10 protein-coding genes are annotated in these 11969 nt (G+C 49.5%); 7 read left to right on the top strand and 3 right to left on the bottom strand.

The genetic code is table 11. The features are described from left to right. The first annotated feature begins 17 nt into the window (after positions 1 to 17). From A7K91_RS16755 to A7K91_RS16775, 5 genes are all read left to right on the top strand, one after another. Positions 18 to 908 carry a sugar phosphate isomerase/epimerase family protein gene (locus A7K91_RS16755; RefSeq protein ID WP_068684778.1) on the top strand — a complete coding sequence of 297 codons (891 nt, stop codon included), beginning with the start codon at positions 18 to 20 and terminating at the stop codon, positions 906 to 908. A gap of 297 nt (positions 909 to 1205) precedes the next feature. Then, positions 1206 to 2924, top strand: coding sequence for a methyl-accepting chemotaxis protein (locus A7K91_RS16760; protein ID WP_068685200.1), 1719 nt, complete (start codon positions 1206 to 1208; stop codon positions 2922 to 2924). Between the two features lie 349 nt (positions 2925 to 3273). Next, positions 3274 to 4206 carry a manganese-dependent inorganic pyrophosphatase gene (locus A7K91_RS16765; protein WP_068684780.1) on the top strand — a complete coding sequence of 311 codons (933 nt, stop codon included), beginning with the start codon at positions 3274 to 3276 and terminating at the stop codon, positions 4204 to 4206. 192 nt (positions 4207 to 4398) lie between these two features. Continuing rightward, positions 4399 to 4704, top strand: coding sequence for a DUF6509 family protein (locus A7K91_RS16770; RefSeq protein ID WP_068684782.1), 306 nt, complete (start codon positions 4399 to 4401; stop codon positions 4702 to 4704). A gap of 476 nt (positions 4705 to 5180) precedes the next feature. Continuing rightward, positions 5181 to 5549: an ArsR/SmtB family transcription factor gene (locus tag A7K91_RS16775; RefSeq protein ID WP_068684784.1), complete on the top strand. Its 369-nt coding sequence runs from the start codon at positions 5181 to 5183 to the stop codon at positions 5547 to 5549. A gap of 130 nt (positions 5550 to 5679) precedes the next feature. Here the strand turns inward: A7K91_RS16775 and A7K91_RS16780 are convergent, their stop codons facing one another. Both A7K91_RS16780 and A7K91_RS16785 read right to left on the bottom strand, forming a co-directional pair. Continuing rightward, positions 5680 to 6801, bottom strand: a complete 1122-nt coding sequence (locus A7K91_RS16780; protein WP_245697588.1) for an ABC transporter permease — start codon at positions 6799 to 6801, stop codon at positions 5680 to 5682. A 4-nt stretch (positions 6802 to 6805) separates the two neighbouring features. Beyond that, the gene (locus tag A7K91_RS16785) at positions 6806 to 7735 is read right to left on the bottom strand and encodes an ABC transporter ATP-binding protein (RefSeq protein WP_068684786.1); all 930 of its coding nucleotides are present in this window, start codon (positions 7733 to 7735) and stop codon (positions 6806 to 6808) included. 264 nt (positions 7736 to 7999) lie between these two features. On the opposite strand from A7K91_RS16785, the gene A7K91_RS16790 reads away from it, so the two are divergent. Together A7K91_RS16790 and A7K91_RS16795 are read left to right on the top strand one after the other, a co-directional pair. Next, positions 8000 to 8572 (top strand): hypothetical protein, encoded by a 573-nt coding sequence (locus tag A7K91_RS16790; RefSeq protein ID WP_068684788.1) that lies wholly within the window; start codon positions 8000 to 8002, stop codon positions 8570 to 8572. Continuing rightward, positions 8569 to 10059, top strand: a complete 1491-nt coding sequence (locus tag A7K91_RS16795; protein WP_068684790.1) for a methyl-accepting chemotaxis protein — start codon at positions 8569 to 8571, stop codon at positions 10057 to 10059. The genes A7K91_RS16790 and A7K91_RS16795 overlap by 4 nt, the downstream gene beginning before the upstream one ends. Before the next feature lie 529 nt (positions 10060 to 10588). Here A7K91_RS16795 and A7K91_RS16800 read toward each other — a convergent pair. Further along, positions 10589 to 11917 (bottom strand): ISNCY family transposase, encoded by a 1329-nt coding sequence (locus tag A7K91_RS16800; RefSeq protein ID WP_068684792.1) that lies wholly within the window; start codon positions 11915 to 11917, stop codon positions 10589 to 10591. Between the last annotated feature and the right edge of the window lie 52 nt (positions 11918 to 11969).

Below are 11969 nucleotides of genomic sequence, written 5' to 3' on the forward strand. Positions count from 1 at the left end.
CAGGAGAGTGGGAGGAAATGGCTAGACCGGTTATCTCCAACAAAATCGGAGTTATTGTCGACAGCTTTGGCGTTGGCGTCAAGGAAGGGCTGATTAAGGCGAAAGCCGCAGGCGCGGACGGCGTACAAATATATGCAGTCAAGGGCGAATTTGAACCAGGAGCGTTATCTCCATCCGCACGAAGGGAATGGAAGGCTTACATCGAGTCGCTGGGGCTCGACATATCCGCGCTGGTTGGCGATTTGGGCGGCCATGGCTTTCAGGACCCTGCATTAAATCCGGCCAAAATACAGAAGTCCAAAGAGATTCTGGAGCTTGCGATGGAGCTTGGCACTAACATTGTCACTACTCATATCGGAATTGTGCCGGATGATCCCAATAGCCGCATTTACGATTCCATGCATCGGGCCTGCGAGGAGCTGAGCCGCTTTGCCAGCGATATGGGCGCTTATTTCGCTATCGAGACGGGGCCGGAAACAGCGGCGCATTTGAAGGCGTTTCTGGACGGCCTAGGCACCAAAGGCGTGTCGGTAAATTTTGATCCTGCCAATATGGTGATGGTGACGGGAGATGATCCTGTTCAGGGCGTTTATACGCTTCGGGACTATATCGTGCATACGCATGCCAAAGACGGCATCAAGCGAGCGTCTATCGACCCGCGTGATGTTTATGGCGAATACGGCTACGAAAAAGAGCTTGATCATGCCAAAATCGCTGAGATGGCGGAATCAGGCGCCGCATTTCTGGAGGTGCCGCTAGGCGAAGGCGGAGTGGATTGGGACGGCTATTTGAATGCGTTAAACGAAATTGGCTATAGCGGTTATTTAACGATTGAACGGGAGGTTGGCAGCAATCCCGAGGCGGATATCCGCCTTGCTGTCCATTTCCTGAAAGGCTACAGAGCTTAGCGCTGTCTTTGATTCCGGTAATTGGTTAATTGCGTTTCCCGAAATCCTGCAGAAGGATGGGAAACGCTTTTTTTTATCACGAAAGGATGCTAAATGGCTAAATGAGTACAACTGTCTGTAAAAAATAGATGTGACAAATGTCGCAAATCCTGTAAAATAGGAACTTGAATAATAGATACTATCGTTCTACGGTACTATAAGGCAGTCTGAGTAACCGTTTACAAAATAAAATGCAACAAATAAAGGCAACAAATGTAGAAAACAATCAGCTAAGATTTAGCGACAAGGGGGATGGAATTGAATACGCTTTTGACAAGAATGGTATTGTTTTTTTCCTGTTTAATTATTGCTACAGGCGGGATTTTGGGGTATGTGATTTATCGCTCATCTATGAAGCTGGTGGAGGAATCCATTGGTGCGCAGGCTAGACTCGTGGCAGAAAACGCTGCTGCCGGCATCGATCTTTTGGCCTACAGCGGCATAAAAGTCCAGGATGGAGAAACGGAGCTGTACAAGGAACTGCGAGCAAGACTGAATGCCATTAGGGAAAGCAACGGGCTTAAATATTTGTATACGCTGGGCAGCACGACAGAAAACGGGCAAACCCGATATTTTTATGTTGTGGATGGAGCCCCTGAGAATGCTCCCGAAGGCGAATATTCGCCGCTTGGAACCCCGGAAACCAACGCTTACACCGGCATGATCCATGCCTTTGCCGAAGGAACGCCATTTGTTGGCGAGCTGACCAATGACGATTATGGGGCAACCATTACCGCTTACGTGCCTCTGTTCGGAGAGGACGGCGTCATGCTGGGCGTCATTGGCGCCGATTTTGATGCTACAAAGGTGTACGAGCTGATGAAAAAAAATACGTCAACCACAATCATTGTAGCCATTTCGGCCATCGCAGCGGGCATTGTGCTGGTTTATTTGCTTGCGCGTTATTTGACCTCCCCGCTCAAAAAGCTGACCGCGCAGGTAGCAAGGGTGAGGGAAGGAGACATGACGGTGCATATTGCAGCGGGGCGCAAGGATGAAATCGGCCATCTGGCAGAAACGTTCGCTCAGCTGGTTGACAATACGCGGACGGTCATTACAAGCATCAAGAGCAGCTCGGACAAGCTCCTGAACGCATCGGAGGAAATGGCGAGGCATGCGGGAAGCACCTCGGAGGCCAGCCGCCTCATTGCGGAAAGCATACAAGACGCCTCCAGCGGAGCGGAAATTCAGGCGACTCGCACAGTGGATATGGCCGGCGCTGTCGAAAACATGGCGGGTGGCATGGGGCGTATTACGGAATCAACTTCAATTGTTTCGGATATCGCGGAAGGGACAGCAGATCTTGGCCAACAAGGCGGGGATACTATCAGACAGGCTATCGAGGGCATGGAGCGAGCGCAGGGGATAACAATCAAAATGAGCGGGGATATGGAAGAGCTGAAGCAGAGAAGCCAGGAAATCGGCGAAATTACGACGATTATGTCGGATATAGCGTCTCAAACCGATCTGCTGGCGTTAAATGCCGCAATCGAGGCCGCGCATGCCGGCGACAACGGGCGAGGTTTTGCGGTTGTGGCGGAGCAGGTGCGTAAGCTGGCCAACCAGTCCAGAATGTTCAGCGTCCAAATAGCCGGGCTGGTTTCTCGTACGCAGGAACAGACGCTTGCAGTATCCCGTGAAATGGCAGAAAGTCTCGAAAACGTCAGCTTTGGCGTGGAAAGGGTTAAAGAAGCCGGCACGGCCTTTGAGTCCATTATCGACGGCTTGGAGCAGCTGAATGCGCAGCTTAGGGAAGTAACAGCGGCTTCCCAGAATATTTCGGCGGAATCGCAGGAGGTTGCGGCTTCCGTCGAAGAGATGGAGAAGATTGCCCGCCGCGCCGCGCAACACTTCCAGAGCATTGCGGATAATTCTGCAGTGCAGCTGGCTTCTATGAACGAAGTGGCTGCCTCCGCAGTGGGACTTAAAGAGATGTCCGGAGAATTGACCGAGCTGAACAAACGTTTTGTCGTCTAGGGCGTGTCTGAATACTCCGAGAGGAACAGATTGTGCCGAATTTTCGTCCCATGCAAGGAAGTTTTGTGAAGGCTTACCGGGGGTAAGTCAAGCAAAACTGACGCAGCAGGGGGCGAAAAGGCGGTGCAAGATGACCACAAGCGGGTTTTCAGACACGCCCTAATGATTTTCCTGTGAAAATCATGGTATGGGTATAGGAATACATTGAACTTAGAGGTATAATTCAAGTAGGAAGCTTTTTAAAGTATTTTTTCAAGCATGTACAAGCAGGATTGCTGCAAATAAAGACATAGGTCCATACCAGCAAAGAGAGCTGATACGGACCAATAATGAACAAGGAGCCTATACCATGTCCAAAACACTTATTTTCGGCCACAAAAATCCCGATACCGACACGATTACTTCCGCTATTGTTTATGCGGACCTGAAAAGCAAGCTTGGCGCCAATGTTGAAGCCGTTCGCCTGGGCGAAGTCAACGGCGAAACGCAATACGCTCTGAGCTACTTTGGCGTGGAAGCGCCTCGCTTCGTCGAAAACGTAGCTGACGAAGCCAAGGAAGTTATTCTGGTTGACCACAACGAGCGCCAGCAAAGCGCCAACGATATCGACAAAGTCCGCGTAGTGGAAGTAATCGACCACCACCGCATCGCCAACTTCGAAACGGCAGGACCACTGTATTTCCGCGCTGAGCCTGTTGGCTGTACGGCTACTATTTTGAACAAGCTGTACAAGGAAAACGGCGTTGAAATTTCGAAAAATATGGCAGGCTTGATGCTGTCCGCGATTATTTCGGACTCCCTGCTGTTCAAATCGCCAACCTGCACGGAGCAGGACGTTGCTGCGGCGCGCGAGCTTGCTGCAATCGCTGGCGTGGATGCCGAATCCTATGGATTGGACATGCTTAAAGCCGGCGCCGATCTGAGCGACAAAACCATTCAACAGCTAATTTCCCTGGATGCAAAAGAATTCTCCATGGGCAGCTACAAAGTGGAAATTGCTCAAGTTAACGCTGTTGACACTAACGACGTGCTTGGCCGCCAGGCTGAAGTAGAAGCGGCGCTTAACGGCATTATTGCCGAAAAAGGGCTGGACCTGTTCCTGCTTGTTGTGACGGATATTCTCAATAACGATTCCATCGGTCTGGCGCTTGGCGCCAAAGCTGAAGCTGTAGAAAAAGCGTACAACGTGAAGCTGCAAAACAATACGGCTCTGCTGAAAGGCGTTGTGTCTCGCAAATCGCAGATCGTGCCTGTGCTGACGGAGACGTTCAGCGCCCTGTAAGGCATGCAATATATATGTTGAGCAAAAAGGTTCAGCGGTGCGTGACGGCTTGTGAAAAGTTCTTCTGATCGCAATACTTTTCTTATGTTCAGCTTATATTACGGTTAAAAAAACAAATAACTGGTTGAAGCAGTCCGGAGCTTCGCAAGAAGGATTTCGGGCTGCTTTTGCCGTTTCTGGAGGGACAGCTCTATGTTTAACATTACGGAATACAGTGTGGAGAAAATGAAGGACCCTTTCGGCATTTTAACGGGGGAGCGGTATGAGCTTCTGCTGGGTTTGGAGGTCGAGGAGGACGACGAGCTTTATCATGAAGAAGGGGTTTCGCTGCGCGTCATATATGTCAAAGACGGGGATAGGCAGGAAATTGTAAAATATGAATTCCAAGCAACAACCTCCGGCAGCTACATTGATATGGAAATGGAAGAGGATGAGCTTGAGGCTGTTTCCCAGTTTTGCCGGTTGCATGTATCAGAGTCAGAGGGATCATCAGAGTAACTGGCGCAGCGGCATTGTCCTTCAGAAAACGCTAGAAAATGCTGAAGCAATCAATGCCGCAAGGTTATTCATAATGCCTGCTGGCTTTGTGCATTACAAATGTTCTTTATTAACCTGCTCGTTCCGAATCATTTGCTCCAGCTTTTCTACGAGGGATTCGTGCAACGGGTCCTTTTTTTTGAAGCTCCAGCGCTGCATTGCCTTCAAGGCCTTCAGCAAATATATTTTTTCTTTTAATGTAAAAATAGTTGTTCCCCCTTATCCCAGGCTGGCAATAGCCCTCCTTTATAGCTCTCCTTTATTATAGTGGAACTGTGCCCTTGAGGAAACGCTGTTTATCGGGAGCACGCCTTTTAATTTCCCGATGTTGACTTATCTTTTGGGTCCCGGCCTTTTTGAATCCGGGTAGCGGGGCTTATCCGGTAATGCTATAATGGGCATTAATAATGATGCGCCACAAAAACGGGGGGTGCCTGATGACAAACGAAACGTTATCGGCTTCATGCGATGATGCCTGTGCGGGCACAAATGCCGATGTGCTTAGCGTAAAGGAAAAGCTGGTGGATGATACAACCGCGACGGAGCTGGCGGATCTTTTCAAGGCGCTTGGCGACCCGACGCGAATTCGAATCATTCATGCTCTTTTGCAGTCGGAGCTTTGCGTGCATGACCTGACCCAAGTGCTTGGGATGGGCCAATCTGCTATTTCCCATCAGCTCAGGCTGCTGCGCAATATGAGAATCGTCAAGCGGCGCAAGGTAGGCAAAACCGTTTTTTATTCGCTGGATGACGATCATGTAGAGCAATTGATTGTACTCACGCTTCAGCATCTGAAGCATGGCTGAGGATGGCAATAGATACGGCCGGCTGAACATTAAGGGAAGCCGAATAGGCGCTTTAGCCATTCCTTGGCTATTGCAAAAACAAGCCGCGAAGGAGTCCGTTTCAGGATTGCTTCGCGGCTTGTTTCATGTCTTAGCGGACAGACGAAATAGATTTGCTTTTGTAGAGCTGGGCGGCAAGCACAAAGCTTGCAATACCCCAGATGGCCATCAGGCCGATTCCGATCCAGAAGTCGGCGGAGAAAATATCGGTGGCATAAATCATGCCGTCGCGCATGCCTTCCACAAAGTAGGTAAGCGGGAGCACTTTTGGCACGACCTGCAGCCATTCCGGCAGCGTCTCCACAGGGAAAAATACGCCGCTCAGAAACATCATCAGCATGCTTATGATGTTGGCGATGCCCATGTAAGCCTCCATTGTTTTGCTGAAGGAGGAAATGAGGTAGCCCATGGCGTTAAACACTAGCGCCCCGCCAAAAAAGGCAATGAGCAGCGTTAGCGGATTGATGTGTAAATTAGCGCCGAATCCAATGACGCCTACTAGCGTCAGCAGCACAATTTGGACGATGCCAAGCATGAGGCGGACGATCATGCCGGATAAACCAAACAGATCCATTCTGGCAGGAGTCATATGCAGCCGCTTGAGCAAGCCGCGCTTCCGCATATCCACCTGATCCACCATGCCGAACAAACCGCCTTGGGCAATGGCAAGCCCAATCATGCCCGTAAGCAGAAAGTCCTGATAGCTGATGTCGTCAGAGGCTGACGTAATGGATTTCATGGCAACGCTGTATTGAGGCTCAGCTCCCAGAACGGCAAAGTTCATCCCCTGCACCACTTGGTCCAGAATGCCGGCCACCGCCTGGGTTGTAGCCCCGCCTTCCCGCTCCATATTAATAAGAAGTCCGATTTCCGCCGCGCCTTCCTGCGCAGGAAGAACGATCAACGCATCAATATCCTTTTCCTTGACCCATTCCTCTCCTTGCTCAAGAGTTACGGGAGCTTCATCCTTCAGCGTTAAGAGCGGAACGCCTTTAAGGCTCTCCATCAGCATGGCTGAGGAAGCGTTGGGCTTCTCGTCAACAACGGCTATTTTGGCCTGGAAGCCGTCGCTTGACATGCCTCCTCCAAAAATAATCATAAACAGGACCATCAAAATAACGGGGAAAAAGATATTCCAGAACCAAACCTGCTTTTCCCGAAACATCATTTTGACCTGAGCGGAAAACATACTGGAAAATTGCTTAAACGCCATCTTGCTAATCCCTCCATTCCTTTCCTGTAAACGCAATAAACACATCCTCCAGGCTCATCTCGCGGATGGAGATTTGCTCGACGCGGTAGCCGTTTTCCTTGGTAAAGCCGAATAACGAATAAAGCGTATTCTCGGGATGCGTAGTCCAAACCTGCAAGGAGCTGCCTTCGCGGATGATTTTGGTCACGGTGTCCAATTCCGATGCAGTCTGCTCCGTCGCCAATGCGGCTGCTTCTCCGTCCGTAAGCGTCAAGCGAACCTCTCGTTCGCTGGTAAGCCGATCAATCAGCGCGGCTGGCGTATCCAGCGTTATGACGCGTCCTTGATCCACAATGCATACCCGGTCGCTGAGCTTTTCGGCCTCCTCCATATAATGTGTCGTTAAAATAGTCGTTTTGCCGATTTCCTTCAGCTTCAGAATAATGTCCCAAATGTTGCGCCGCGCTTGAGGATCAAGACCCGTTGTAGGTTCATCCAGAAAAATAATGCCAGGATCATTGATCATTGCAAGACCAATGGCCAGCCGCTGCTTCTGACCCCCCGACAGCTTTCGCACATGGCGATTTCGCTGCTCTGTCAGATTGACCATTTCCAGCACCTCGTCTACCGGCTTTGTCCGGGTAAAAAAGGTAGCAAACAGCTTCAGCGTTTCCTCTACGGTTAGCAGATCAAATAATGCGCTTGATTGCGGCTGAACACCGATCTCCATTTTGATTTGCTCCGTGTTGCGCCCCCATTTAAGATCACCGAAGGCGATTTCACCGGAGTCAGGCGGAAGGAGCCCTTCAATCATCTCCAGCGTTGTTGTTTTGCCAGCTCCGTTGGGTCCGATAATCGTAAAGATTTCCCCTCCCTCCACAGCAAAGCTGATATCGCGGACGGCATGGACGGTTCCAAATGATTTTTTTAACCCGCTAACTTTCAATACCGGCATTTCTGCTTCACTCCTCCTGTTTCCTTTTTTTTGCATGGTTCTTGTTCTCTATACCCATTATAAACTAGCACTTTTCCTGTATGCTCCGTCCTCGGCTGCAAAGTGACTAGGTCCTGAGACTGAACTGGGGGGACATATTAGTTAATTGTTCATAGTTATTTAATAATGTAAAAGAAGGATTCTTAACATTTTTGTCAAATAAATAATTTATGAAAAAATTATAAAGAAAAATATAGAAATGAATGGGGAGATAGTGAGGAATTCATGTTCAAGACAGTGGAGAGTGAGCTGGAATTAGCGCTGTTTAACGGAATTTGGACAACAGTATGGATGGAGAAGGGATATGAGCTGGAATTTTCGAATACAGTCCTCGACCGGTATATTGTTTTGACGGATGAGGGACACTGCATTGGCACTTCCGAGATTAAGCCTTATGATGTACAAACCAGCGAGATCAACAAAACGGCTCCATTCCACTTGCATCCAAAACTCATCGGGGAAGAAGCTAGGGTTGCTGAAATCGACAAAATTGCATTGCTCAGCTCGTATAGAAGCAAAGGAAACTATTTGTCCGCTTTGCTGTCATCGGCGGTACACTGTGCGGAAAATCGAAATATCCGCTATTTTGTTTCCTTGCTGGAGCCTGTTTTTTTACGGGCGTTAAGAATCACCTTCAAAATTCCGCTGGAGCGAATTGGCGACCGGCTCTATTACAAAGGAGATTTTGTTGTTCCCGTTATATTTGATATGGAGGCCATGTATCGCAACAAGCAGCATTATGAATGGCTGATGGACTACAAGCCAAATCGCATAATAGAACAGGTGGATATCAGATGAAACAAAACTTGACGGTACTAGACAAACGAAATCGCTTGCAAGTCAACATTATTTGGGGCTTGCTGGCACTGGGAATTTTGACCGACTTTGCAATAGGACTGGAACTTAAAGTCATTTTGCTGCTTGCCGGCGTAGGAGCTGTTACAGGTGGCATTGCTGCCGCAATGGCCTATCTGAGAATCGGCAGCCGATTTGTCAAATATGTTGTCCCATGCAACTTGACAATCATTGTATCGCTGTTAATTTTGTCCGACCCCAATCCAATCGTCAGCACTTATTTTCTCGTCTACGTTAATCTGGCGATTGTGTCCCTCTACTCAGACTATAAACCGATTATTTTGACCGGTGTACTTGGGGCTGGGTTGAGCACCTATCTGTTTCTCGATCCCTTCTATCAGGAAAAGCTGTTTCCAGGGGAGTCCTTGGCTTTGCTGTTCTTGTACCTGGCTTTTGCTACAACGGCTATGGCAATAGCGGCCGGTTTTAGTGCAAAGCTGCAAAAGGAGGTTACGGAGCGGCAGAGTGAAGCGCTTAAAGCGCAGCAGTTGTCCGAGCGTATTTTGGGTCAATTAAAAGATTCTATTGGCATTTTGACAACGTTTAGCCGCGAGCAGCAGCAGCACGTTCATTCCACGGGAACGATTTCGCGCGAAGTAACGGGGACCTTTAGTGAAATGACGGCAGCGATCGAAAAACAAACGGGCAGCGTAGTTTCCATTAACGAGTCGGCCCAGGAAATGGAAGAGTTTATGGGCAAGCTGCGGGAGGGAGCATCCAGCCTTCAACAATATGCTGAGCAAAACGTTAGTATGACGGAGCAAAACAGCGCGGAGCTTGAGAAGCTTGCAAGCGAAATGGCAGCTTTGGGCGCCATTATGTCAAATACGGTTGCAGGCATGGAAGTGCTGCAGCGTCATAATGAGCAAGTGACGGCGATCGTAGATACGATAAGCGACATTTCGGAGCAGACCAATCTGCTTGCCCTTAATGCCGCGATTGAAGCGGCGCGGGCTGGTGAGCATGGCCGCGGCTTTGCCGTCGTATCTGGCGAGGTACGCAAGCTGGCGGATCATTCCCGCAAATCGACGGAGGAAATCGGAAGTATACTAACCGAGATTCGGGCGCAAATTGACGAAGCTTATGCCGGTGTTACGAAGGGCCAGGAGGCGGTCAGACAAAGCGGCGAGGTTACGCGCAAGTCGGTTGAGCTGTTTCAGGACATTAATGGAAATGCCCATCAGACCAAGGAGCATTCAAGGCAGCTAGGCGAAGGCTCCACCCGTTTGTACCAAAGATACGGAGAACTGGCTGCCGAACTGGACAGCATTGCCGCAACGACGCAGCAGAACATGGCTTCGGTGGAGGAAGTACAGGCGAGCATGGAATCCCAAAACCAGAAGATCGCGGTTATGGTTGAGGAATACGCCAAGCTGGATAGTCTCGTTTCGGAATTGAAAAATCTTTCAGAGCAAAAAACAGGCGCTTAAAAAGCGTGTTTAAAAAGCATTATCAAAAGTATTAGCAAAAGTATTAGCAAATGTATTCTCAAAATGAGTTCTCAAAATGAGTTCGCAAAAAGCATGTTCAAAAGCTCTGTGGGAAGCACAGCTTTTATAAAAAAGAGAAGGGCCCGTTCTATCATTTCCCAAGGGAGCAGATAGCGCGGGTCTTTTTTTCACTACATATGAAAAATGCAGCTCAAAATAGGAAACATTGCTCGACTTAAGGATGCCTGGCACTCGTATTGAGGCAGGTGAGTGGAATGCATCAGTACTGAGGTACTTCATCCGAATTCACGTACTTCATCTGCACTTGCGTGCTGCATCAGTACTCACATACTGCATCCGTACTTGCGTACTGCATTCGTACTTGCGTACTGCATTCGTACTTGCGTACTGCATCCATACTCGTGTAATGGTTCTTTCTACTGAATCTTCATAGGAGTGTCAAACGTCTGAGATAATGTCACCCTAACTGATCTGAGAAAATGTCACTTCTAAATGTTGCCGATGCGACTCACCAGGTCACATCGGCATAGCTGTTATGCTGAGAATACATGGCTTCTTGGAATTGGTTCTTATTTGTGCTACGCTTGATTCGTTGAGGTTTCATCGTGGCTTTCCACGAATAGGTAGAGGCGGTTTTGCGTGGCGACGCAGAACTCGCCTTTTTCTTTTGTTGCTTGGGCTTGACGGGTTTCTCAACCTCTACAAGCGTAATGGTAGTCCCATCGTGCCACACGACGACTTCACCCGTAAGGGTCTGACGAACCTCTACGACGGTTTTGGCATCGAAGCGACAGGCTGTCGGCTTAGCAAATGTATACAGCTTGTTGGCGTAGGACAAGGTATGGCCATGACCAAGCGTCCGCTTTTCACGGGTAGTGAAGACATACTCAAGTCGAGTGGTGGAGTCGAGCTTCATGTAGGCGCTCTCGTCCTTTTTCGGCTTCACGGCGAACTTGCGGTTGTGCTTGAGCACAAGCGCCGGCAAGGCCTTGTTTGCCTCTTCCATCGTATTCACACCCAGGAGGCGCAACTCGATGACCAGGCGATCCTGGAGTGTTCCCCAGAGGCGTTCAATGCGTCCTTTGGCCTGCGGTGTAAGTGCCTTGATGTGCGTGATGCAGAGTTCGTCCATAGCCTTGCCAAATTCGGATAGCGGCTTCGTTTCACCAGCCAGTTCCTGCTCGATGGTCAACGTCTCGTTTGGTGAACGGAAGATCGTATGGCGGTCACTGTAGAGCCCGAGCGGGATACCGTATTTTTTCAAACCTTGCTGCATCACAAGCGAATAGCCTTCGCGAGACTCGTTTGGTCTGAAGATGGCGCCAACAATGGTGCCTGTCGCATCGTCGATAGCTGCGTGAAGGGCGAAGCCGAGCGCGCGGTCTTCGAGCCATGCATAAGGCGTGGCATCGATCTGCCAGAGCGCACCAGCTTGAGAACGGCGCTCGCGTGGCTGATGGGCTTTACTGCGGCGGCGCTGCTTGATTTGTTTTATGCCCTTAGCGATTAAGATCCGGCGTACGCTAGAAGGGCTTAACTCCAACTGATCGCGTTCGGTGAGTAGTTCCGCAAAGTGGCAGTTGTTACTTCCCGCATACTGCTGCCTGTAAAGGGCGGCCACGCGTTCTTTCATTTCATCTGTAAGTGCATGAGCGGGCTTCTTGCCACGATTGCGATGAATAAGCGCCGCTGCGCCTCCCTCCGTCCTATACTTCTTCTTCAACCGAATCACCTGTCTGCACGTTAATCCGAGTGATGCCGCTCCTTCCGCATTCGTCATATGCCCGCTAATGATCTTTTCCACCACGACGACCTTCTTCAACTCTGCTCTGCTCAATGTCAATGTCTCCTGTTCCATAGTGACATTATCTCAGAACAGTTATACGGTG

Origin of the sequence: Paenibacillus oryzae, assembly GCF_001675045.1 — a bacterium.
Classification (GTDB): domain Bacteria; phylum Bacillota; class Bacilli; order Paenibacillales; family Paenibacillaceae; genus Pristimantibacillus; species Pristimantibacillus oryzae.